This is a genomic window from Gemmiger sp., from assembly GCF_036306485.1.
GTDB lineage: Bacteria > Bacillota > Clostridia > Oscillospirales > Ruminococcaceae > Gemmiger.
This window is the reverse complement of the sequence record NZ_JAXJZK010000058.1, coordinates 16,280-37,207: the sequence shown is the minus strand read 5'-3', so window position 1 is coordinate 37,207 and position 20,928 is coordinate 16,280. Positions and strand designations below refer to the sequence as shown.

At 62.0% G+C, this 20,928-nt stretch carries 25 protein-coding genes; 16 read left to right on the top strand and 9 right to left on the bottom strand.

Translation table 11 applies throughout. The annotated features are described in order from the left end of the window. Positions 1-26: 26 nt before the first annotated feature. From U0L91_RS12315 to U0L91_RS12300, 4 genes are all read left to right on the top strand, one after another. Positions 27-995, top strand: a complete 969-nt coding sequence (locus tag U0L91_RS12315; protein ID WP_330047346.1) for a leucine-rich repeat domain-containing protein — start codon at positions 27-29, stop codon at positions 993-995. Positions 996-1,008: 13 nt separating this feature from the next. Further along, on the top strand, positions 1,009-2,376 hold the full coding sequence (locus tag U0L91_RS12310) for a vWA domain-containing protein (protein WP_330047345.1): 1,368 nt from the start codon (positions 1,009-1,011) through the stop codon (positions 2,374-2,376). Positions 2,377-2,396: 20 nt separating this feature from the next. Further along, positions 2,397-3,947, top strand: coding sequence for an ATP-binding protein (locus tag U0L91_RS12305; RefSeq protein ID WP_330047343.1), 1,551 nt, complete (start codon positions 2,397-2,399; stop codon positions 3,945-3,947). Between the two features lie 148 nt (positions 3,948-4,095). Continuing rightward, positions 4,096-4,947, top strand: a complete 852-nt coding sequence (locus tag U0L91_RS12300) for a DegV family protein (protein WP_330047341.1) — start codon at positions 4,096-4,098, stop codon at positions 4,945-4,947. Between the two features lie 73 nt (positions 4,948-5,020). Here U0L91_RS12300 and trpS read toward each other — a convergent pair whose 3' ends face one another. Further along, positions 5,021-6,031: a tryptophan--tRNA ligase gene (trpS, locus tag U0L91_RS12295; protein ID WP_330047339.1), complete on the bottom strand. Its 1,011-nt coding sequence runs from the start codon at positions 6,029-6,031 to the stop codon at positions 5,021-5,023. Positions 6,032-6,487: 456 nt separating this feature from the next. Here trpS and gltX point away from each other — a divergent pair, with 456 nt between their 5' ends. After that, the gene (gene gltX, locus U0L91_RS12290; protein WP_330047337.1) at positions 6,488-7,933 is read left to right on the top strand and encodes a glutamate--tRNA ligase; all 1,446 of its coding nucleotides are present in this window, start codon (positions 6,488-6,490) and stop codon (positions 7,931-7,933) included. Positions 7,934-7,983: 50 nt separating this feature from the next. Here the strand turns inward: gltX and U0L91_RS12285 are convergent, their stop codons facing one another. After that, positions 7,984-9,423, bottom strand: a complete 1,440-nt coding sequence (locus U0L91_RS12285; RefSeq protein ID WP_330047335.1) for a sugar transferase — start codon at positions 9,421-9,423, stop codon at positions 7,984-7,986. 104 nt (positions 9,424-9,527) lie between these two features. Beyond that, on the bottom strand, positions 9,528-10,208 hold the full coding sequence (locus tag U0L91_RS12280; protein WP_330047333.1) for an ATP-binding protein: 681 nt from the start codon (positions 10,206-10,208) through the stop codon (positions 9,528-9,530). Positions 10,209-10,300: 92 nt separating this feature from the next. Between U0L91_RS12280 and U0L91_RS12275 the strand changes: the two genes are divergently transcribed. After that, complete coding sequence (locus U0L91_RS12275; RefSeq protein ID WP_330047331.1) at positions 10,301-10,957, top strand: Crp/Fnr family transcriptional regulator; 657 nt, start codon at positions 10,301-10,303, stop codon at positions 10,955-10,957. 37 nt (positions 10,958-10,994) lie between these two features. On the opposite strand, the gene U0L91_RS12270 is transcribed toward U0L91_RS12275, so the two are convergent. Then, positions 10,995-11,354: a YccF domain-containing protein gene (locus tag U0L91_RS12270; protein ID WP_330047329.1), complete on the bottom strand. Its 360-nt coding sequence runs from the start codon at positions 11,352-11,354 to the stop codon at positions 10,995-10,997. A 178-nt stretch (positions 11,355-11,532) separates the two neighbouring features. Here U0L91_RS12270 and brnQ point away from each other — a divergent pair, with 178 nt between their 5' ends. The 7 genes from brnQ to U0L91_RS12235 all read left to right on the top strand — a co-directional run bounded on the left by brnQ (position 11,533) and on the right by U0L91_RS12235 (position 15,936). Continuing rightward, positions 11,533-12,876, top strand: a complete 1,344-nt coding sequence (gene brnQ, locus U0L91_RS12265; RefSeq protein ID WP_330047327.1) for a branched-chain amino acid transport system II carrier protein — start codon at positions 11,533-11,535, stop codon at positions 12,874-12,876. Positions 12,877-12,983: 107 nt separating this feature from the next. Continuing rightward, positions 12,984-13,556 carry an SGNH/GDSL hydrolase family protein gene (locus U0L91_RS12260; protein ID WP_330047325.1) on the top strand — a complete coding sequence of 191 codons (573 nt, stop codon included), beginning with the start codon at positions 12,984-12,986 and terminating at the stop codon, positions 13,554-13,556. Further along, a complete protein-coding gene (locus U0L91_RS12255; protein WP_330047323.1) occupies positions 13,553-13,963 on the top strand; it encodes a peptide deformylase in 411 nt (136 codons plus the stop codon). Before U0L91_RS12260 ends, U0L91_RS12255 begins: the two co-directional genes overlap by 4 nt. Before the next feature lie 10 nt (positions 13,964-13,973). Next, on the top strand, positions 13,974-14,288 hold the full coding sequence (locus U0L91_RS12250) for a TIGR04076 family protein (protein WP_330047321.1): 315 nt from the start codon (positions 13,974-13,976) through the stop codon (positions 14,286-14,288). Positions 14,289-14,300: 12 nt separating this feature from the next. Next, positions 14,301-15,017, top strand: coding sequence for an SDR family NAD(P)-dependent oxidoreductase (locus U0L91_RS12245; protein ID WP_330047319.1), 717 nt, complete (start codon positions 14,301-14,303; stop codon positions 15,015-15,017). Further along, entirely contained in the window at positions 15,014-15,481 is a 468-nt protein-coding gene (locus tag U0L91_RS12240) for a flavodoxin family protein (RefSeq protein ID WP_330047318.1), read from the top strand. Before U0L91_RS12245 ends, U0L91_RS12240 begins: the two co-directional genes overlap by 4 nt. Continuing rightward, on the top strand, positions 15,478-15,936 hold the full coding sequence (locus U0L91_RS12235) for a metallophosphoesterase family protein (protein WP_330047316.1): 459 nt from the start codon (positions 15,478-15,480) through the stop codon (positions 15,934-15,936). Before U0L91_RS12240 ends, U0L91_RS12235 begins: the two co-directional genes overlap by 4 nt. Before the next feature lie 99 nt (positions 15,937-16,035). Here U0L91_RS12235 and U0L91_RS12230 read toward each other — a convergent pair whose 3' ends face one another. The 3 genes from U0L91_RS12230 to U0L91_RS12220 all read right to left on the bottom strand — a co-directional run bounded on the left by U0L91_RS12230 (position 16,036) and on the right by U0L91_RS12220 (position 17,381). Continuing rightward, a complete protein-coding gene (locus U0L91_RS12230) occupies positions 16,036-16,683 on the bottom strand; it encodes a vWA domain-containing protein (protein ID WP_330047315.1) in 648 nt (215 codons plus the stop codon). A gap of 90 nt (positions 16,684-16,773) precedes the next feature. Then, positions 16,774-16,977 (bottom strand): hypothetical protein, encoded by a 204-nt coding sequence (locus U0L91_RS12225; RefSeq protein ID WP_330047313.1) that lies wholly within the window; start codon positions 16,975-16,977, stop codon positions 16,774-16,776. A gap of 32 nt (positions 16,978-17,009) precedes the next feature. Further along, positions 17,010-17,381: a hypothetical protein gene (locus U0L91_RS12220; RefSeq protein ID WP_330047312.1), complete on the bottom strand. Its 372-nt coding sequence runs from the start codon at positions 17,379-17,381 to the stop codon at positions 17,010-17,012. Between the two features lie 120 nt (positions 17,382-17,501). Here U0L91_RS12220 and U0L91_RS12215 point away from each other — a divergent pair, with 120 nt between their 5' ends. Continuing rightward, positions 17,502-18,065, top strand: coding sequence for a TetR/AcrR family transcriptional regulator (locus U0L91_RS12215; protein WP_330047309.1), 564 nt, complete (start codon positions 17,502-17,504; stop codon positions 18,063-18,065). Positions 18,066-18,107: 42 nt separating this feature from the next. Here the strand turns inward: U0L91_RS12215 and U0L91_RS12210 are convergent, their stop codons facing one another. After that, the gene (locus U0L91_RS12210; RefSeq protein WP_330047307.1) at positions 18,108-19,055 is read right to left on the bottom strand and encodes an O-acetyl-ADP-ribose deacetylase; all 948 of its coding nucleotides are present in this window, start codon (positions 19,053-19,055) and stop codon (positions 18,108-18,110) included. Between the two features lie 126 nt (positions 19,056-19,181). Here U0L91_RS12210 and U0L91_RS12205 point away from each other — a divergent pair, with 126 nt between their 5' ends. Both U0L91_RS12205 and U0L91_RS12200 read left to right on the top strand, forming a co-directional pair. Continuing rightward, positions 19,182-19,532, top strand: coding sequence for a DUF2200 domain-containing protein (locus U0L91_RS12205; protein ID WP_330047306.1), 351 nt, complete (start codon positions 19,182-19,184; stop codon positions 19,530-19,532). Positions 19,533-19,554: 22 nt separating this feature from the next. After that, a complete protein-coding gene (locus U0L91_RS12200; RefSeq protein ID WP_330047304.1) occupies positions 19,555-20,229 on the top strand; it encodes an alpha/beta hydrolase in 675 nt (224 codons plus the stop codon). A gap of 67 nt (positions 20,230-20,296) precedes the next feature. Here the strand turns inward: U0L91_RS12200 and U0L91_RS12195 are convergent, their stop codons facing one another. Continuing rightward, entirely contained in the window at positions 20,297-20,911 is a 615-nt protein-coding gene (locus U0L91_RS12195) for a DUF1349 domain-containing protein (protein WP_330047302.1), read from the bottom strand. Between the last annotated feature and the right edge of the window lie 17 nt (positions 20,912-20,928).

Below are 20,928 nucleotides of genomic sequence, written 5' to 3'. Positions count from 1 at the left end.
CGCCCTTGCGGAAAGGCGGTTTTGTTTTGGATTCTACCCTTGGTTTGCTGTGGCAGCCCTGCCGGGGCGGCGCAAGGATTCTGCGCGTCTACGGGGACAGTCCGGTGCCCGTTGTTCCGGCCGCTCTGGACGGCGTTCCCGTTGCGGAGATCGGCGCCTACTGCTTTGCCGACCGCCGTCCCGCGAATGACCCCACGTTCCGGTTCTGGAGCAGCGACGGCTCCCCTCGCGAGGAAGTTTCCCATGAGGTGACCGGCAACTTTGTCCGGCAGGTGACCCTGCCCGGCACGGTATCGGTCCTGAACAACGGCGCTTTCTACAACTGCCGCCAGCTCGAGGAGCTGCGGATCGGCCGCGGGGCGTCGGCCGCGCTGGGGCTGGGCAGCGACCTGTTCACCAACTGCCGGCAGCTGCGCCGCTTTGTGCTGGACGCCGCCCCCGATGCCCCCACCGGGCTGATCCGGCTGGTGGGAGCCGTCAGTGCTGACATTGAGGCGGTGTTTGCCCCCGACGGCGAGCCGCAGGCCGCGCTGTTCTTCCCCGAATACAGCGAACTGCTGGACGAGAACACCCCCGCCCACATTTTCAACCACAGCATTGAGGGCATCGGGTACCGGTACCGCCAATGCTTTGAGGGCGGCGTACTGCGCCCCGAAGAGTACGACGCCGCCTTTGACCAGGCCACGGTCGGAGAAAGTCCCTCGACGCTCTGCCGCATTGCGATGGACCGGCTGCGGTATCCCTTTGCCCTGCGCCTGGAAAGCCGGGACCGCTATACGGCGCAGCTGCGCGCCCATCCCGACGAGGCCGCCGCCCCGATCCTCGGCCAGCGGGACACCGAAGCGCTGCGTCTGCTCTGTTCCCTGCTGGACCTGCCGGCACGGCGCCGCACGGCGCTGGCCTGTTCGGCCGCCGGCTGGAGCGAGGGCGCGGCCCTGGCGCTGGAGGGCACCGCACGGCGGCGTCCCAAGACCTACGATTTTGACGATCTGTAAGGAGGTGCCCCGGATGGCCGGCAAACATGCACTGACCCAGCAGGAATGGGTGGCCTCGATGGCCCGCCGCGCCATGGAGCTGATCCGCAGCGAGCTGTATCTGAATCTGAAGTACCTCAACGCGGCGCTGGGAGCGCTGACTCCCGTCCCCGCCGAGGATCTGCACAATTTTGCAACGGACGGCGGCAGCCTGTGCTATGACCCTGCGTGGGTTCTCTCGCTGTACCGTTCCAACCGCCGCTATCTGCCGCGGGCCTATCTGCACAGTGTGCTGCACTGTGTGTTCCGGCATCCCTGGCTGCGTGCCGGCCGGGACCCCCAGATCTGGGGCATTGCCTGCGACATTGCGGTGGAAAACACCCTCGATCATCTGGGGGTTGCGGCGCTGGACCGGCCGGTGGGCTGGCTGCGGCAGCGGACCTACCGCCGTGTGCGGGAGGCCTGCACCCTGCCCGGTGCCGGGCCGATCTACCGCTGGCTCTGCACATTGGAGGAGCAGGAGCTGCGCACGCTCAGCCGGGAGTTTTTCTGTGACAGTCACCGGCTGTGGCCCAAGGACCCCGAAGCGCCGGCCGCCCGGATGATGGGCCAGCGCTGGGAACAGCTGGGCCGCCAGACCGAGCTGAGCATGCAGCAGGCCGGAAGCCATGCCGGACAGTCCGCCGGCACCCAGACCCTGCAGGCCCAGGTGGAGGCCGCCCACAGCCGCCGGCTGTACCGGGATTTTCTGCGCCGGTTTGCGGTCTGGCGGGAAGAGCCGCATCTGGACCCCGACGAGTTTGATCTGGGGTACTACTCCTACGGACTGCGTACCTACGGCAATCTGCCCCTCATCGAACCGCTGGAAAGCCGGGAAGTCAAGAAAATCCGGGATTTTGTCATTGTGATTGACACGAGCGAATCCACGGCCGGGGCGCTGGTCAAGGCCTTTCTGCGGGAGACTTTCGGGCTGCTGCGGACAGGCGACAGCTTTTTCCGCCGCTGCAACATTGCGGTCATGCAGTGTGACGACGCGGTGCGGGAACTGACGTTCCTGAAAGACCTGGACGCGCTGGACCGCTACGCCGCCAACCTGACGCTCAACGGGGGCGGCGGAACGGATTTCCGCCCCGCCTTTGCGCGGATTGAGGAACTGCGCCAGGACGGCACCCTGCGCGATCTGCAGGGAGTGCTGTATTTCACGGACGGCAAGGGCATCTACCCGCAGCGGCGTCCGTCCTACGATGTGGCATTTCTTTTTCTGGAGACGGGCGCTCCCCCGCCCGAAGTACCGCCCTGGGCCATGAAGCTGATGCTCTCCCCTGAAGAGTTTCTGCCCGATCCTGCCCCCGCGGTTTCCGACTGGCAGGACAATGACCCCAGCGAGCTGCCGGAATTGTGACAGAAGGAGTGGATTTTTCCATGGACATCAAACGCGCCAAACAAGAAATCGAACAGGCCGTCAAAGCGTACCTGGCCACCGACGACACCGGTGCCCCGCTGATTCCGGCAATCCGGCAGCGGCCCATCCTGCTGATGGGCCCTCCGGGCATCGGCAAGACGCAGATCATGGAACAGGTGGCCCAGAGCTGCGGCATTGCGCTGGTGGCCTACACCATCACCCATCACACCCGGCAGAGTGCGGTGGGCCTGCCCTTTATCCGGCAGCGCAACTTTGACGGGCAGGACCGCAGTGTGACCGAATACACGATGAGCGAGATCATTGCCAGCGTCTATGACTGCATGGAACGCACCGGACTCAAGAACGGCATCCTCTTCATCGACGAGATCAACTGCGTGTCCGAAACACTGGCCCCCACGATGCTGCAGTTCCTGCAATGCAAGACCTTCGGCAATCAGGCCGTCCCGGCGGGGTGGATCATCGTCGCCGCCGGCAACCCGCCGGAGTACAACAAGAGCGTGCGGGAGTTCGACCTGGTCACGCTGGACCGCGTGCGCCGCATTGACATTGAGCCCAACCTGGCTGTCTGGCAGGAGTATGCCCGTGCCAAGCGGCTGCATCCGGCCGTGCAGGCGTATCTCGAGCTGCGCCCGCAGCATTTTTACAAGATCGAGAACGATGTGGACGGTCCGCAGTTTGTGACGGCCCGCGGCTGGGAGGATCTCTCGGCGATGCTTTCGGCCTGCGATACGCTGAATCTGCCGGTGGACGAGGGTGTGATCGGGCAGTATCTGCGGCACCCCGAGGTCTCCCGCGATTTTGCGGCCTACTGGGTGCTGTACAAAAAATATCGCGAGGATTACGGCATTGAGGACATCCTGCAGGGCCGGCCCTTCGACAAGGTGCTGGACCGCGCACTGCAGGCCGCCTTCGACGAGCGCATCAGTCTGGTGAGCCTGCTGCTGGCCGGCCTGAACACCCGGTTTGCCGAGGCCCGGCGGATCGATCAGGTCACCGACGCCTGTTACCAGCAGCTGCGCGCCTACAAACGGACGCTGAACAACACCCGCCCCGAGGAGGCTGCCGATTTCGGTCCCGCGGCCATCTTTGCGGCGCAGTGCAACCGCTACGCCGACCAGCTGGCGGCGGGCAAGGCCGCAGGCCGGCTGACCGACGACGAGGCCGCCACGGCCGCCCGCGCCACCAAACTGCTGCGCAGCTGGGCCGCCACCCTGACACCCGACATGGATGCCGACACCGCCTTTGACACGATCCGGGCCGGATTCAATGCCCAGGTCCGCAAGCGCGAGGATGCCGTAGGGCTGGCCGGCGATGCCCTGGAATACGCCTTTGACTTTATGGAGCGCGCCTTCCCCGACGGTCAGGAAATGGTGGTCTTTGTCAACGAGCTGACGCTGGGCCCCGACTCCGCCGCCTATCTGGCCGAGAACGAATGCGAACGCTTTGAATCCTACAGCAAGAAACTGCTGCTCCATGCCGGCGAGGACGCGCTGCTGGCTGAACTCAAGCGGGACGATCTGCGCGCCGGCGAACACAGCACCGAGTTCTGAGATGGCACCTCCCCCAAAAAATCGGCGTCCGGGGAAGGATTTCTGAACAGTTCATGAAGAATTGCCCGAAACGTTTGACTTTTGCATTTCCTGTGCTACAATACAAATAGTTAAACATATTTAGATATATTTATTTACGAGGTGCAACATGATCCGCATTCTGACAGACTCTGCCGCCGATCTGACTCCCGCCGATGCCGACCGGCCCTATGTGTACATCGCGCCGCTGACCGTGACGTTTGCGGACGGCACCAACCAGCTGGATGGCATTGATATTTCGGGCGATGCCTACTATGAGCGCCTGAAGGGCGAAAAGCAGCTGCCCCGTACCAGCCAGCCCTCGCCGGAAGCGTTCCTGAAGGTCTTTGAGGCCGCCAAGGAGGCCGGTGACCAGGTCATTGCCATTCTGATCAGCTCGACGCTGTCCGGCACCTACCAGTGCGCCCGGATGGCCGCCCAGAGCTGTGATTTTGAGGATGTCTTTTTTGTGGATTCCCGCACGGGGTCCCAGGGCGAGGCCATCCTTGTGCGGGAGGCACTCCGCCTGCGCGACGAGGAACGGCTGCCCGCCCACGCCATTGTGGCGGAGCTGGAACAGCTCAAGTCCCGCATCCGCATCGTGGCCGTTGTGGACAGCCTGAAGCACCTGCACAAGGGCGGACGCCTTCCCGCCGCGGTGGCGCTGGTGGGCGGCGCTTTGGGCGTCAAGCCGGTGCTGTCCGTGGTGGATGGCGAAATCCGGCTGGCTGACACCGCCCGCGGCCGGCCCGGCGCCTATGTGGCCCTCTTCAAACAGATCGACAAGATGGGCGGCATTGATCCCCGATACGGCTATGTGCTGCTGTACAGTGACGAGAAAGGTGTTCTGGCACCCATCCATCATTACCTGCATGAGAACCTGCGGATGACGGGCGGCCGCATTGCCCGTCTGGGCGCCGTGATCGGCACCCATGTGGGTCCCGGCTGTGCGGCGCTGGTCTTTGTGGCCCGGGAGGACTGAGCTTCCTTCCTTTATAGTAAAACACCCCGGTGACATACCGTCACCGGGGTGTTTTGTTTGCGGGACTGTGGTTTTACAGCTGCAGCAGACCGACCTTGCGGTACACCTTGCTGACCGTGCGGTTGGCCAGGCGGGCCGCACGCTCGGCGCCGTCCTTGAGCACGTCATCGACATACGCCTTATCGGCCAGGATGCGGCCGAACTCCTGCTGTACGGGGGCCAGCGCATCGGCGGTGACCTCGGCCACCGCGAGTTTGAAATCCCCGTAGCCGCGGCCGTCGAACTCCGCCTCGATGTCCGCCATCTGCTTGCCGGTGAAGGTGGAGTAGATCGTCATCAGGTTGGAGATGCCGGGCTTGTTCTCGGCGTCAAAGCGGACCACGCCATCCGAGTCGGTGACGGCGCGCTTGAACTTGCGGACGATGGTATCCTTGTCGTCGGTCATCAGGACGAAGGCGTTGACGTTGGTATCGCTCTTGCTCATCTTCTTGTTCGGCTCGGCCAGGCTCATGATCTTGGCGCCGGCCTTGGGCACATAGCCGGCGGGCAGGGTGAAAGTGTCGCCGTAGATGCCGTTGAACCGGTTGGCGATGGTCCGGGCCAGTTCCAGGTGCTGGGTCTGGTCCTGTCCGACCGGTACCAGGTCGGCGTTGTAGATCAGGATATCCGCGGCCATCAGCACCGGATAGGTGAACAGACCGCCGTTGACATTGTCGGGATGCTTGGCGCTCTTGTCCTTGAACTGGGTCATGCGGGACAGTTCGCCGAACTGGGCATTGCAGGCCAGAATCCAGGACAGCTCGCAGTGCGCCGGCACATGGCTCTGGACAAAGAGGATATGCTGCTTGGGATCAATGCCCACCGCCAGCAGCAGTGCGGCCATCTCGCGGGTCTGACGGCGCAGCTGCGCGGGAACCTGACGGACCGTCAGGGCGTGCAGATCCGCCACCATATACAGGCAGTCGTAGTCCGACTGGAGCAGCGCCCAGTTGCGCACCGCGCCGATATAGTTGCCCAGCGTCGGCGTGCCGGTGGGCTGGATGCCGGAAAGAATCCGTTTGCGTTTTTCAAGTTGCTCTGCCATAGGTCATTCTCCTTTTTCAAACAAAACTGCCCCTGCACAGAAGGGGCCTTCTGTGCAAGGGCAGGAAACTTCCTGTGGTGCCACCTTGCTTGCCGCCGGCTGCTGGGCCGGTCGGCCGCTTTGTGGGAAGCCTTTTGACTTCCCTGCCGGATAACGGCGGCTGCCGTCAGCGGATACTGGGGGTCTGGCCCCGTTCCCCGTGCCCTCCGCGAACCATTGTGCCGTCCCGCTTCCGGCTCCCTTTCCAGCACCGGGAGTTCTCTGTGCGTGCGCGGACGGCTTTACTTTCGCGTCATCGGTGTATCTGCATTGTAGCACAGTGCCCGTCAATTTGCAACGGGGCCGGACGAATTTTCTGCGCGACCCGAAAGTGCCCGGTTTTCCCCCTTGACACTGCGCGGCCATCCGATTAAACTATCTTTGTATACTCATCTTAACAGGAAAGGGTAATCCATCATGTCCAACACCGTCCGCACCCGGTTTGCGCCGTCGCCGACCGGTTATATGCACGTCGGCAACCTGCGCACCGCGCTGTACACCTATCTGCAGGCCCGCCACAACGGCGGAACCTTCATTCTCCGCATTGAAGATACCGACCAGGGCCGTCTGGTGGAAGGCGCCACCGACATCATCTACAACACGCTGCGCGACACCGGTCTGACCTGGGACGAGGGTCCCGACATCGGCGGTCCGGTGGGTCCCTATGTGCAGAGCCAGCGCATGGGAATGTTCAAGCAGTATGCCGAGCAGCTCGTGCGCGAGGGCAAGGCCTACTACTGCTTCTGCACCGAGGAGCGCCTGAACGCCCTGCATGAAGAGCAGAAGGCCAAAGGGGAAGTGAGCCACTATGACGGCCACTGCCGCAACCTGAGCCAGGCCGAGATCGAGGAAAAGCTGGCGGCCGGCACCCCCTATGTCATCCGGCAGAAGATTCCCGACACCGGCGTCACCTCCTTTGATGATGTCGTGTACGGCCACATCGAGGTGAACAACGCCGAGCTGGACGACCAGATTCTGCTCAAGACGGACGGCATGCCCACCTACAACTTTGCCAACGTGGTGGACGATCATCTGATGGGCATTACCCATGTCATCCGCGGCAGCGAGTACCTCTCCTCCACCCCGAAGTACAATCTGCTGTACCAGGCGTTCGGATGGGAGATTCCCACCTACATTCACTGCCCGCCCGTCATGAAGGATGCCCAGAACAAGCTGAGCAAGCGCAACGGCGATGCGAGCTATCAGGACCTGGTGGCCAAGGGCTATCTGCCCGCCGCCGTGCTGAACTATCTGCTGCTGCTGGGCTGGGCGCCCGAGGGCGAGCAGGAGATCTTCACGCTGGATGAGATGATCCGCATCTGGGACCCGTCCCGGGTGTCCAAGTCCCCGGCCATCTTTGACCCGCTCAAGCTGCGTGCCATCAACGCGGCCTACATCCGCGCCCTGCCCGCGGCGGAGTTCCGCCGTCTGGCCGATCCCTTCATCGACCAGGCCGTCCATGTGCAGATCGACCGCGATCTGCTGTGCGCCAACCTGCAGCCCCGCTGTGAGGTGCTGGAGGACATCCCGCCGCAGCTGGACTTCTTTGACGCCGTGCAGCCCTTTGACACCGAGCTGTACCGCAACAAGAAGCAGAAGACGACGCCGGAGTCCGCCAAGGAAGCGCTGACCGCCCTGCTGCCCCTGCTGGAAGCCCAGCAGGACTGGAGCCGCGATGCGATCTTTGACGCCTGCCGCCGTCAGGCCGAGGCGATGGAGAAGAAGAACGGCTGGCTGCTCTACCCGCTGGGCATTGCCCTGTCCGGCAAGTCCCGCACCCCGGGCGGCGGCACCGATCTGGCCGCCATGATGGGCAAGGAGGAGACACTGCGCCGTCTGCAGGCCGCCCTCGCTGCCCTGTAATCTCTGCAAGAACAAGAGCCGCCGGCAATGCCGGCGGCTCTTGTTGGTTTTTATTCGGCACCGTGGCCCCGCAGGACCACACCGATTGTCTTGAACAGAATCTTGATGTCGAGCTGCAGACTCCAGTTGTCGATGTAGGTCATGTCCAGCTTGACGACTTCCTCAAAATCCGTGATGTCGCTGCGTCCGCTGATCTGCCACATGCCGGTCAGACCCGGCTTCATCGACAGTCTGCCCTTGTGGTGGCTCTGGTAGCAGCTGTACTCATCCAACGTGGGCGGGCGGGTTCCCACCAGACTCATCTGCCCGATCAGCACATTGAAGAACTGGGGCAGTTCGTCGATGGAATATTTGCGGATGAACCGCCCCACCCTGGTGATGCGGGGATCGTCGTCCATCTTGAACATCAGCCCGCTCATCTTGTTGCGGGCCATCAGTTCCTGCTTGCGCGCCTCGGCATCCTGGTACATGCTGCGCAGCTTGTAAATGTTGAACACCCGGCCATTGAGGCCCACCCGCTTCTGTTTGAAGAGCAGCGGCCCCGGCGATTCCAGCTTGAGAGGAATGGCCACCACCGCAATGATGGGCAGCGAGATCAGGCAGCCCACCAGACTGCCCACAATGTCCATCAATCGCTTGAGGACCATGTCCCCGAACCGGTATTCGTTGCTCTGCAGCGTCACGAACAGCGAGCCGCCGGTCTCCTCCAGCGTATGTTCCAGGCGGGGCATCCAGGTTTCGCGGCCGTGGGGGATATACTGTTCCAGCACCGGCACGTTCAGATGAACCGCCGGGCCCATGCTCTCAATCTCGCGCACATAGGGGCGCAGCGACTCGCCGGTCTGGTACGGCACATCAATATACACGGCATCCAGCGGTTCCCGCCGCACCCAGTCCATGAAATCCTCATACCCGGCGGTGACCGGCACATCGTGGATGGTCCGTTCCTTGCCGTCCCAGTCCAGCAGCGCCGCCCCCTGCACCTTCATGGTCCAGTCGGATTTGAGGGCCTTGACCAGTTTGTCGGCCCGGTCGGTCGTGGTGACCACCCCCACCAGGGTGGCCATGCTTCCCTTGTAGAAATGCCGGCTCAGGTAGGTTTTGAGCAGCATCCGGCAGACATACTGCATCACGGCGTTGGTCGCCACGATGCCGGTATACAGATACCGGGAATCCATCATGCCCGCCTTGGTCAACAGCATGACGACGGCCAGCCCTGCCGCCAGCACGAGGCTGGACTGCGCACAGATCAGCAGTTCCTTTTTCCAGCCGCGCCGCACAAAGCCGTCCGCATGGTTGAAGCAGAGGAAATCCAGCAGGAACACACAGGCCAGAATCAAAAAGAACTGCACCTGTTCCTGCCGTTCGTATTCCAGAATGACCCGGAGTCCCCGGTCCAGCACCAGCCAGGCCAGCGCACTGCTGACAACAAGGCTGAACAGGTCGGACAGGAACACCAGTGTATACTGAATTTTAGCTTTTTTATCCACCGGAAGGGTTCTCCTTACCTCGTTCCCGGTCCCGGACAGACCGGTGCATAATACCATGATTATACACCAAAAAGCCCCCTGTTTCAACCACCGGCGGGTCCGGCTCAGTCGCGCAGCGCGCCGTCCACCGTCACGGTGACCACCCGGCAGGGAATCTGCCGGCCCGAAGCGCGGATCGCCGTCTCGACCGCCCGGGTCAGACCGCCGCAGCAGGGCACCTCCATCCGCACCACGGTCACGCTGCGCACCGCATGGCGGCTGAGGATGGCGGACAGCTTTTCGCTGTAATCCACGGCATCCAGTTTGGGGCAGCCGATCAGCGTGATGCGCCCTTTGAGGAAGGCTTCGTGCATATTGGCAAAGGCAAAGGCCGTGCAGTCCGCCGCCACCAGCAGATCGGCCCCGTCAAAGTAGGGCGCGTCGATGGGCACCAGCTTGATCTGGCAGGGCCACTGTGCCAGCCGCGACGGTCCCGCCGGGGCTGCCGGGTCCGCGTCCTGCATCCGGTCCAGCGTGCGGGCGCGCGAACCGGGGCAGCCCGTCCCCTGCCGCGCCTTGTTGCGGGCCACGGCTGCCGCGTCGTAGGCCGGCGCTTCCCGCTCCACGAAGGTGATGGCCCCCGTCGGGCAGGCGGGCAGACAGTCGCCCAGACCGTCACAGTAATCCTCCCGCAGCAGCTCGGCCTTGCCGTCCACCATGCCGATGGCACCCTCGTGGCAGGCGGCGGCGCAGGCACCGCAGCCGTTGCATTTGGAACGATCAATCTGAATCACTTTTCGGATCATGGAAAATTCCTCTTTTCATCTTGTATTGTGCTTACTATAATGGAATTGATGCAAAATTTCTGTTGTCATGACCACAAACAAGGAGGGAGTTTATGGCATCTGCACTGGATTCTGTCTTTCCCGGCCTGACGCAGGCCCAGACCCGGGAGCTGGCCGACTGCGGCGGTCTGCGGGTCGGGACTTTCCGCAAGGAGGACGTGATTTTTCTGGCCGGGACCCGGGTGCGGGAAGTCGGCATCGTCCGCACCGGCAGCGTGCGGGTGGAGGCCTGCGACGCCTGGGGCAGCCGTTCTCTGCTGAGCCGGGTCGGCCCCGGTCAGACCTTCGCCGAGACCTATGCCCTGTGCGGCGAAGTCACCCTGGTTTCGGCCGTGGCGGCGGAAACGTCGGAAATCGTCTTTCTGCACCTGCCCCGGCTGCTGGACGACAGCAACCGCAGCCGGAGCTGGTATCCCATCATTTTGCAGGGGATGATGCGGCTCTGTGCCCGCAAGAACCTCGTGCTCTCCGAGCGGATCTTCTGCACGACGCCCAAGACAGTCCGCGGCCGGCTGCTGACCTATCTGTCGGCGGAGTCCGCCCGCTGCGGCAGTCCGGTTTTCGAGATTCCGCTCGACCGCCAGCAGCTGGCCGATTATCTGAATCTGGACCGCAGCGCGGTGTCCAAGGAGCTGTCCCGGATGCGGGACGAGGGGCTGCTGCGCTGCCACAAAAATCACTTTGAACTGCTGCGCCCCGCACAGTCATAACGGGAGGCGGCCCCGAGGGGCTGCCTCCCGTTTTCTTTCAGTAGACCTGCGCGCCGAAGGGCATCAGCGCCAGTTTGGCGAACTTGAAGCACTGCAGACCGAAGGGAATCCCGATGATCGTGATGCAGAGCAGCACACCGTTGAGGCAGGCGGAGAGCGCCAGCGGAATGCCGCTGATCAGAATCCACAGAATGTTGGCGATCAGCGACACGGCCCCGCCGCCATACCGGATTTCCTTGCCGAAGGGGAAAAAGACCAGCGACGCCAGCTTGAAGCACTGCATCCCGATCGGAATCCCGATGATCGTGATGCACCACAGCAGCCCCGCCAGCGTCCAGGCCAGCCCCTGCCAGAATCCGCAAAAAACAAACCAGATGATATTTCCCAGACATCCCATCACGCTATGTACCTCCGTTTTCAGAGTATTTCATATACTATACTACGCGGCAGCACCGGGATTCTGAGCAGAGAAGGACAAAATTTTCTGCAATTTTTTGGGGACGCCGCGGGGTTTACCCGGCAGCGCAACCGCGCTATAATAGGGGCAGATCATGCAGGAACCGGAGGATTCGGACATGAAAAAGCTGACGTTTCGGGAAATTCTGCTCGTGGCCAGTATGCTGTTCGGGATGTTTTTCGGAGCCGGGAATCTGATTTTTCCCGCCTCGATGGGCCAGATGGCGGGCCGCAACCTGTGGCAGGCCGCGGCCGGATTTCTGATCACCGGTGTCGGCCTGCCGCTGCTCGGCGTGGCCGCCCTGGGCATCAGCCGGGAGGAAGGGCTGCTGGAACTCAGCAGCCGCGTAAGCCGGAAATACGGGATCTTTTTTACCTGTGTGCTGTATCTGACCATCGGGCCCTTCTTTGCCATTCCCCGCTGCGCGACCTTCTCCTACACGGTGGGCATCGAACGGCTGCTGCCCGACGCCGGGCAGCCCCTGGTTCTGGCAGCCTTCTCCTTTGTCTTTTTTGCGGCGGTGCTGTTTTTCTCGCTGCGGCCCGGGGAGCTGCTGACCTGGATCGGCAAGGTGCTCAACCCGCTGTTCCTTGTCTTTCTCGCCGTGCTGATTCTGCGCGCCCTGACCGACCCGCCGGCCTCGGTGGCTCAGATTGAACCGTCGGGAGCCTATCTGACCAGCGCCTTTTCGACGGGACTTCTCGAGGGGTACAACACGATGGACGCCCTGGCGGGGCTGGCCTTCGGCATCATTGTGGTGCGCGCCATCCGGGGCCTCGGCGTGACCGAACCCGGCGAGGTAGCCAAAAACACCATCCTGGCCGGCGTTTTCAGTTCGGTGCTGATGGCGCTGATCTATCTGCTGGTCGCGGTGGCCGGTGCCCAGAGCCGCGGTCTGTTTGAACTGTGCAGCAACGGCGGTGAGGTTCTGGCACGGATCGCCGAACACTACTTCGGCGGGGCCGGGGCGCTGATCCTGGCGATGACCGTCACCGTCGCCTGCCTCAAGACGGCCGTGGGTCTGATCACCAGCTGCGGAGAGACCTTTGTCCGGCTGTTCCCCCGCGGTCCCGGCTACCCGGTCTGGGCGGTGCTGTTCTGCGCGGTCTCCTTCCTGATTGCCAACCTCGGGCTCAGCACCATCATCGCCTACTCCCTGCCGGTCCTGATGTTCCTCTATCCGCTGGCCATCGTGCTGATCCTGCTCACCCTGTTCGGCGGCGCCTTCCGCCACGACCGCACGGTACTGCAATGGACCGTCGGGTTCACGGCGGTGGCCGCGGTCTTTGATTTTCTCGGTGCCCTGCCTGCGCAGACAAAGACGGTATTGCACCTCGACGCCGTGACCGGGTGGATCGGGCAGGTTCTGCCGCTGGCGGGCCTGGGGTTCGGCTGGGTCTGCCCGGCAGTGCTGGGCCTCGTCATCGGGCTGGTCCTTCACCGCCTTCACACCGCACGCTGAAATTTCTGTCCCCGCATCTGCGGATGCGGGGATTTTTGCTGCCGTCCGGCACTTGCCCCGGACGGCACAACCCGGTATACTAGAACCAACGGAACGGAGGGATTGGGATGCGGATTCTGATGCTGGGCAACAGTTTTACCTTTGTCAATGCCATGCCGGACCTGCTGGCGCGTCTGACCGGCGCCGAGGTGGTCTGCCACACCCGCGGCGGAGCGCGGCTGGCCGAGCAGCTCAACCCCAACACGGGGCTGGGGGCCCGGACGCAGGCCGCACTGGCGAACGAACACTGGGACTATGTGGTCTTGCAGGAGATGAGCCACGGTCCGGTCACGGCGCCCGAGCGGTTCTTTGCCAGTGTATCGGGCCTCTGTGCCGAGATCCGGGCCAACGGGGCCGTCCCGGTCCTCTACGCCACCTGGGCTTACCGCAAAGGCAGTGCCAGGCTGGCCGCCAAGGGCTGGGACTATGACGAGATGGCCCACAGGCTTTCCGAAGCCTACCGACAGGCCGCCCAGCAGAACGGGGCGCTGCTGGCCGAGGTGGGGCAGCGGTTTTATGAGCTGTCCGGGACCCGGGACCTCTATGCCGGGGACGGCGTTCATCCCAATGAGGCAGGCTCCCGCCTGGCAGCGGAAACGCTGGCGGCGGTCATCCTGCAGGAGAAGGAGAGACATCCATGATTCGTGAACTCTGCAAAGACGTGATTTTTCTGGCGCAGAAATCCCGGCCCGCCACGCCGGAAGACCTGCCGGTGGCGGCGGACCTGCTCGACACGCTCAAACACCACAAGGACGGCTGTGTGGGCATGGCCGCCAACATGATCGGCGTCAGCAAGCGCATCATTGCCATTGACAATGACGGGTCGTATCTTGTCATGTTCAACCCGGAAATTCTCGGCAAAAGCGGTCCCTATGAGACCGAGGAGGGATGCCTTTCGCTGACCGGCGTACGGCCCGTCAGACGGTGGAAAACCATCAAGGTCCGGTGGCAGAACGAAAAGTTCCAGACACGGATCAAGACCTTTACCGGCTGGACCGCCGAGATCATCCAGCACGAAGTGGACCACTGCGAAGGCATCATCATCTGAGGAGGCAGCCATGAAAAAATGCAGGATCACCGTCATGCGCATCACCCGGTATGAGGACCTGATAGCCCGGTACGAGAACCCCATCCAGCATGCCTGCTTCCTGCAGGAAGGGCAGTCCTTTATCGCCAACGGCTGGGAAAAGCCGGCGGGGTTCTGCCAGAGTGCCTGGGATACCCTCTCCCCTTTTGTGCTGACGCTGAGTCACGGCGGGGAGAATCTGTATGACGGCTGGATGAAAAACCCGAAATCCGCCATGCTGTCCTGCAATGACGGATTCCGTCCGGTGAGCTTTCTGGTGGAAGCGCTGGACGAGGACGCAGACTGAGGAGGAACGACGATGTTTACCGGAAAAGTGGCCGTTGTGACCGGCGGCGCAAAGGGCATCGGCAAAGCGATTGCCGAGCAATTCCGCAAGGAAGGGGCGCATGTCTGCATCATTGACCTGCTGCCCAACGATTGCTGTGTGGGGGACCTGGCCGACCGGAAGGTTCTGGAGGACTTTGCCCGCCAGGTGATTGCGGACTACGGCCATCTGGATTATCTGATCAACAACGCCCCGCCGCTGATGAAGGGCATCGACACCTGCAGCTATGAGGAGTTCAGCCGTGCCCTGCAGGTCGGCGTCACCGCGCCCTTCTATCTGACCAAGCTGTTTGCGCCCTACCTTGCCCCCGGGGCCTCGATCGTCAATATCTCTTCGTCCCGGGACCGGATGAGTCAGCCCCAGACCGAGAGCTACACGGCGGCCAAGGGCGGCATTTCCGCCCTGACCCATGCGCTGGCAGTCAGTCTGGCCGGCAAGGCGCGGGTGAATTCGATCTCCCCCGGCTGGATTGACACCGACTACACGGTGTACACCGGCCCCGACGCCGTGCAGCAGCCGGCGGGCCGGGTGGGGAATCCGATGGACATTGCCAACATGGTGCTGTACCTGTGTTCCGACAAAGCGGGCTTTCTCACCGGAGAGAACATCTGCATTGACGGCGGCATGACCCGCCAGATGATCTATCACAACGATTTCGGCTGGACCCTGCAGGGAGGCGATGCGCGATGAAACTTGCCATCTGTTACTATTCCCGCCACCACGGGAACACGCTGAAAGTGCTGAAGGCCATGGCACAGCAGGGCGACACCGACCTGATCGACGTGACCACCCGCCAGGCGGTCCGGCTGGACGGCTATGATGGCATCGGGTTTGCCTCCGGCATCTACGGCTTCGCGTTCCACAAAGCCGTGGTGGCGTTTGCCCGGCAGTATCTGCCCGAGGGCAAGCCGGTGTTCTTTGTCAGCACCTACGGCGGCGCCAAAGGCAGCGGTGCCGCGGCGATGGCGGATCTCGCGCGGGAAAAGCACTGCCCGGTGCTGGGGGAATTCAGCTGCCGCGGGTACGACACCTTCGGCCCGTTCCGGCTGGTCGGCGGCATTGCCAAAGGCCACCCCGATGCCCGGGATCTCGAAGAGGCCCGGCAGTTTTTCCGCAAGATCCGGCAGCGGCTGGAAGGGGGCGAGCAGTCATGAAACTGGCCATCCTCTCGGACACCCACGGTCTGCTACGGCCCCGGGTCCTCGACTTTCTGAAAACCGCCGACGCCATCCTGCACGGCGGCGACATCAACAAACCCGCCATCGTGGAACAGCTGCGGCAATATGCGCCCCTCTACCTTGTCCGGGGCAACAACGACAAGGAATGGGCGGCGGACCTTCCCCACGATCTCACCGTCACGCTGGGCGGGGTGCGCTTTCTGATCGTCCACAACAAAAAGGAGGTGCCGCCGGACCTGAGCGGCATTGATGTGGTCGTCTTCGGTCATTCCCACAAGTACCTGCAGGAAGAAAAGGATGGCATCCTCTGGCTCAATCCGGGCTCCTGCGGTCCCCGCCGCTTCCACCAGGAGATCACCATGATGATGGCGGATGTCGCGGACGGCCGCATCACCGTCGAGAAGATCACCATTCCCCACGAAGCGCCCTGAAGGATTGCCCGGGGCGCTGCCGCCCGTCTCCATCGACGGCGGATTTCCCATACAGTCACTGCCCGCCCGGAACCTTGCCGTTCCGGGTGGGCAGTTTCGTCAGGAGTTCCGGGAGCGGAAGTCCCGCTCTATGGCTTCTTTCCAGTCGGCGCACAGCGGCGCATTGCACCGCACGGCACTGACCGCCGCGCTGACCGCGGCGTAGTTCAGCCGGGTGCCGGCGCTGTCACTGTGATAGCTGACGGCCCGGTCCGCCGCGATTCCCATCCGGCCCGCCGTCTCCACGGCGTCGATGTTCGCGCCCAGAAAGAGGAACTCCCAGCCGTCGGCCTCCTGGCGGTACCGGATCATCTCCCGGATCTGCGGGGCGGCGTAATGGCAGCTGGCATTCTCCCTTCCGTCGGTGATGATGACAAACAAGGTATGCTCCGGCAGGTCCCCGGACCGGGCGGCCCGGGGATCGGCGCCGATGCGGTCGATTGCCCCGCCGACGGCATCCAGCAGCGCGGTGGAACCGCGGACAAAATAGGTCTGCCCGGTCATGGGACTGACCCGGTCGATCGGCAGCCGGTCATGGAGCAGTTCGACCCGGTCATCGAACAGGATGGTGGACACACGGGCCTCGCCGGGTTCCCGGCGCTGCTTGTCCAGCATGGCGTTGAACCCGCCGATTGTGTCGGCCTCCAGCCCCTGCATCGAACCGCTGCGGTCCAGAATGAAAACCAGTTCTGTGAGATGCTTCTTCATACAAAATTCCCCTGTCCTGTGTGGTTGTTACCTTTCCAGGATAGAGGGATTGGGCGCGTTTGCGGTCGCCCGGCGGGCGACATTTTCAGATCAGGAATTGTGCCGGGATTGCTCCTGCTTCAGCCGGGTCTTTGCCTGCTCGACCGTCTCGCCGTCCCGGGTCAGATACCGGTCCACAAAGGCGTCCTCGATTTTGGTGTAGCCGCCCACGACGCGGTCCTCGATTTTCCCGAAGGCCGCCGTGACCTCGTCGGCAATTTTTTCGTTGGTTTTGATGAATCTGGATTTTGCCATGATGCTCTCTCCTTTGTCAGATCGTCGCGGGGTTATCCCTGAATGCCTTTGGTCAGCGGAATCAGGCAGAGCAGCATGACTATGCCGACCAGCCCGATCACAACGCCGAACACCAGCTTGCCCCATACCATGCAGAAGCACATTCCCACGCCGAGCGCCAGCGCGCCGACGATGCCGAATGCGATCGTGAGGACGGTTTTTGCGCAGATGCGCACCGGCTGCTTGTGTTCCAACTTCCGCCACACCAGTACCGTGACCAGGCCCAGCACCAGACCCGCACAGCCCAGCACCACGCCGGGCCGGAAGGAATCCCACTCCGGGATCAGTGCCATGCACATGCCCAGTGCAAAGAGTACGCCGCTGACGGTTCCCAGCAGCATGGCGACAAAACTGCTTTTTTTCATATCGGTAACCTCCTTGTATTAAGCCAACAGTTGTTGACTGAATCTGTCTGTAGTATACTGGTTTGAGAACCACAAAACAATCATCAATCACGCAACAACTGTTGGGATAAAGGAGATTTTATGAATACCGCCAACAACAAACGCCGCAGGGCGTCCTGCGAAAGGATCGAAAAGGTGTTCGTCGAGCTGCTGCAGACCAAATCGCTGGGCGAAATCCGGGTATCGGAAATCTGCAAGCTGGCCGGAATCAACCGCACCACCTTCTACGCGAACTATCCCGATCTTTACGGACTGGCCGACTCGATCCGGGACAAGCTCGAGGCCAATCTGGCAGAGCTCTATCAGGAGGAAATCGCCGCCAAGGTGAACAGCCACAATTACCTCAAGCTGTTCCGCCACATCCGGGACAACCAGGTTTTTTACCGGACCTACTTCAAGCTGGGCTATGACAACAACTATAAGATCCTGACCTATGATACCGGTCTGGCGAAGAAGTATTTCCAGGACCGGTTCATCCGCTATCATATGGAATTTTTCAAAAGCGGGCTGACGCAGATCATCAAACTGTGGCTGGAAAACGGCTGCCGGGAAACCCCGGAAGAGATGTTTGAGATCATCAAGAGTGAGTATCAGGGGCGTGAAGCCTTTTTCTCCGCCGGGTCGGGCGAGGGGCAGTCTGTATAGAACACACGGGAGCGGCCGGAATCCGGCTGCTCCCGTGTTGGCTTATCCTCCCAGCAGTTCCTGGTCAAAGGCAAACAGTGCCTCGTTGATCTCGAAAATATTGTAGTTTTGGTGGGCGATGAAATACTCCACAATGATGTCGGACTTGCTGGCGTGCGAAAACGCGAACCCTGCGGTCTGCAGCAGCTCCCGGGCTTCGTCCAGCGGAAGTTCCAGCGCCACCGCCAAGGCCATCGCCGTCGCCCTGGAAGGTCTGTAGTGGATGTCCGAGCGGATTTTGGAGAACAATCGGCGGTCAAGGTTGGCCTTTTTGTAGCACTGGACATCGGTCATGCCGCGCTCGTCGATCTTGCGCAGCAGCATCTGGGAAAAGCTCTCGTCCATCATTGCGAGGGCCTCATTCAGTCCGTCCGGCACACTCTGTGCGGACGCCATGCTGAAGGATGTCGGCTCCTGGCGGTCTTGCGTATACCGGGCGTCGAGATATGCGGCAATGTCGGCAAAGCGTTTTTCGCCGATCGTGTAAGCCGCGCGGTCGAAGATCACCAGGTAGACGGTCAGCTCATGGTCCTGCAGGAACGCTACGATAGTATCCACGGCCACGTTCAGTGCCTGATCCTTGGGGTAGCCGTACACGCCGGACGAGATCAGCGGGAAGGCCACCGTCTGACAGTCATGGGCCACCGCCAGTTCCAGCGAGGTACGGTAGGCGGAGACCAGCAGTTCCTTTTCCCCGTATCGGCCGCCGCGCCAGACCGGCCCCACGGTGTGGATCACATACCGGGCGGGCAGACGGTATCCCCCGGTGATTTTGGCCTGTCCCGTGCGGCAGCCGCCCAGGGTACGGCACTCCGCAAGCAGCTGCGGTCCCGCCGCACGGTGAATCGCACCGTCCACACCTCCGCCGCCCAGCAGACTCTCGTTGGCTGCATTGACAATGGCATCCACCCGCATCGTGGTGATGTCGTTCCGGACCATCCGAAGTGGCATACAAAACACCTCCTGTTGTTCTTCTCATCATACCACGAAGGGACCCCGCTGGCAATTTGAAAGATGTCTGCACCCCGGGCCATTCTGTGCTATAATGAGGAAAACCACATCTGCAGGAGGACACCTATGGACCAGAATGCCGTTTTTGCCATGAAATTTGCCAAAGTCTTTCCGCTGCTGATCGCCAAGGCGGAGCGCAAGGGCCGCACCCGGGAGGAAGTATACGAGGTCACTGCCTGGCTCACCGGCTACTCTGCGGACGATCTGGACCGGTTTCTGCAAAGTGACCTTACCTACGGGGATTTTTTCAGACATGCCCCCTGCCCCAACGAGCGTCGCCGTCTGATCAAGGGCAGTGTCTGCGGCGTCAGGGTGGAGACCATCCAGGACCCGCTGATGCAGGAGATCCGGTATCTGGACAAGCTGGTGGACGAGCTGGCCAAGGGCAAGGCCATGGACAAGATCCTGCGACAGTGAAACGCAAAACGAGGTGATGACGATGCGCAGATTCACCCTGCAGGGCAGGACCGTAACCGTTTTTCCCGGCAAAAGCCCGGATGCCCCCGTCGTTTATCTGAACACCTTTTCCGAGGAAGGACAGCAGGTTTTTGCGCAGCTGCGCAAAGCCGGGTGTCCCGATGTCTCCCTGATCGCCGTCAGCGGCCTGGACTGGAACCATGACATGGTCCCCTGGGATGCCCCGCCGGCCTTCCGGAACGCGGAGCCTTTTACCGGCGGAGCGGACGACTATCTGCGCTTGCTCACCGCGGAGATCCTGCCCGCGGCCGAACGGGAGCTGCCCGGTTTGCCCCGCTGGCGCGGGCTGGCCGGGTATTCTCTGGCCGGGCTGTTTGCGGTGTACGCCATCTATCGGACTGAGGTATTTTCCCGTGTTGCGAGCATGTCGGGTTCGCTCTGGTTCCCGGGTCTGCGGGAGTTTGTCTTCTCCCACGAGGTCAGACGCCGTCCGGATCGGCTGTACTTTTCCCTCGGCGACAAGGAGAGCAAGACCCGCAATCCCCTCCTGTGCTCCGTGCAGCAAACTACCGAGGCCATCCGGTCCTATTATCAGAGCCGCGGCATCTGCACGACCTTTGAGCTGAATCCCGGAAATCATTACAGCCATCCCGCCGAGCGCACGGCAGCCGGCATTGCCTGGCTGCTCAATTCCTGAACAAAAACCGCCGGAGGCGCATCCCGGGATGCCGCCTCCGGCGGTTTTCTCAAAATGATCGGTCCGGTCAGCAATCCTGGTCCGGTGCCTGACCGTCATGGGCCAGCCACTTGCATTCGGTCAGTTCCATCCCGGTAAAGACGGCACGGAACGAGGAGTCCTCCGGGCTGCAGGCATACACGCCGAACCGGATTTTCCCGGTTGCCTCGTGAAGATGGCAGATGCGCATCTGATGAAATACCGTGCCGTCCTCCGAGCATTCAAGACAGAAATCGTCTTCGCGGCGGCTCAGCCGGTACCACATGGACTTGACATCGGCCGGAATTTCCGTCGTTGCCCAGTCGGAATAGCCGTGATTCGTGACGACGCTGCCCAGATGCTGGAAGCGGTCGTTTTCGTATTCGATGGAGCCCTTGATCCAGTTTTCGCTGTCCAGATACACCACCACGCCGCACTGGTCAAAGCGGTGGTGACTGTCGGCAAAGTCAGTCTTTACCACAAAGGAGAAGAACTGCTCCTCCGTGCTCATCTGCAGCACCGGGGCATTGTCATTGCGGAAATGGTAGTAGGTCCTCTGCCACAGGTCGGTGTGCGGCTTTGTGACAATCTCGATCCGATCCGGTGTGATCTCACAGCGTTCGGGTTCCCGGGTCCATTGCAGCGTTTTTGTATCCAACTTCATCTTCCGTCCTCCTATCC

Excerpts from the sequence above, each read along its gene's own strand:
- U0L91_RS12300 (WP_330047341.1), top strand. The coding sequence starts at position 4,096 with ATGATCCGCATTCTGACAGACTCTGCCGCCGATCTGACTCCCGCCGAT.
- U0L91_RS12240 (WP_330047318.1), top strand. The coding sequence starts at position 15,014 with ATGAAACTTGCCATCTGTTACTATTCCCGCCACCACGGGAACACGCTG.
- brnQ (WP_330047327.1), top strand. The coding sequence starts at position 11,533 with ATGAAAAAGCTGACGTTTCGGGAAATTCTGCTCGTGGCCAGTATGCTG.
- U0L91_RS12200 (WP_330047304.1), top strand. The coding sequence starts at position 19,555 with ATGCGCAGATTCACCCTGCAGGGCAGGACCGTAACCGTTTTTCCCGGC.
- U0L91_RS12280 (WP_330047333.1), bottom strand. The coding sequence starts at position 10,208 with ATGATCCGAAAAGTGATTCAGATTGATCGTTCCAAATGCAACGGCTGC.
- U0L91_RS12310 (WP_330047345.1), top strand. The coding sequence starts at position 1,009 with ATGGCCGGCAAACATGCACTGACCCAGCAGGAATGGGTGGCCTCGATG.
- U0L91_RS12235 (WP_330047316.1), top strand. The coding sequence starts at position 15,478 with ATGAAACTGGCCATCCTCTCGGACACCCACGGTCTGCTACGGCCCCGG.
- U0L91_RS12245 (WP_330047319.1), top strand. The coding sequence starts at position 14,301 with ATGTTTACCGGAAAAGTGGCCGTTGTGACCGGCGGCGCAAAGGGCATC.
- trpS (WP_330047339.1), bottom strand. The coding sequence starts at position 6,031 with ATGGCAGAGCAACTTGAAAAACGCAAACGGATTCTTTCCGGCATCCAG.
- U0L91_RS12250 (WP_330047321.1), top strand. The coding sequence starts at position 13,974 with ATGAAAAAATGCAGGATCACCGTCATGCGCATCACCCGGTATGAGGAC.
- U0L91_RS12195 (WP_330047302.1), bottom strand. The coding sequence starts at position 20,911 with ATGAAGTTGGATACAAAAACGCTGCAATGGACCCGGGAACCCGAACGC.
- U0L91_RS12225 (WP_330047313.1), bottom strand. The coding sequence starts at position 16,977 with ATGGCAAAATCCAGATTCATCAAAACCAACGAAAAAATTGCCGACGAG.
- U0L91_RS12230 (WP_330047315.1), bottom strand. The coding sequence starts at position 16,683 with ATGAAGAAGCATCTCACAGAACTGGTTTTCATTCTGGACCGCAGCGGT.
- U0L91_RS12210 (WP_330047307.1), bottom strand. The coding sequence starts at position 19,055 with ATGCCACTTCGGATGGTCCGGAACGACATCACCACGATGCGGGTGGAT.
- U0L91_RS12270 (WP_330047329.1), bottom strand. The coding sequence starts at position 11,354 with ATGGGATGTCTGGGAAATATCATCTGGTTTGTTTTTTGCGGATTCTGG.
- U0L91_RS12260 (WP_330047325.1), top strand. The coding sequence starts at position 12,984 with ATGCGGATTCTGATGCTGGGCAACAGTTTTACCTTTGTCAATGCCATG.
- U0L91_RS12215 (WP_330047309.1), top strand. The coding sequence starts at position 17,502 with ATGAATACCGCCAACAACAAACGCCGCAGGGCGTCCTGCGAAAGGATC.
- U0L91_RS12255 (WP_330047323.1), top strand. The coding sequence starts at position 13,553 with ATGATTCGTGAACTCTGCAAAGACGTGATTTTTCTGGCGCAGAAATCC.
- U0L91_RS12305 (WP_330047343.1), top strand. The coding sequence starts at position 2,397 with ATGGACATCAAACGCGCCAAACAAGAAATCGAACAGGCCGTCAAAGCG.
- U0L91_RS12205 (WP_330047306.1), top strand. The coding sequence starts at position 19,182 with ATGGACCAGAATGCCGTTTTTGCCATGAAATTTGCCAAAGTCTTTCCG.
- U0L91_RS12275 (WP_330047331.1), top strand. The coding sequence starts at position 10,301 with ATGGCATCTGCACTGGATTCTGTCTTTCCCGGCCTGACGCAGGCCCAG.
- U0L91_RS12220 (WP_330047312.1), bottom strand. The coding sequence starts at position 17,381 with ATGAAAAAAAGCAGTTTTGTCGCCATGCTGCTGGGAACCGTCAGCGGC.
- gltX (WP_330047337.1), top strand. The coding sequence starts at position 6,488 with ATGTCCAACACCGTCCGCACCCGGTTTGCGCCGTCGCCGACCGGTTAT.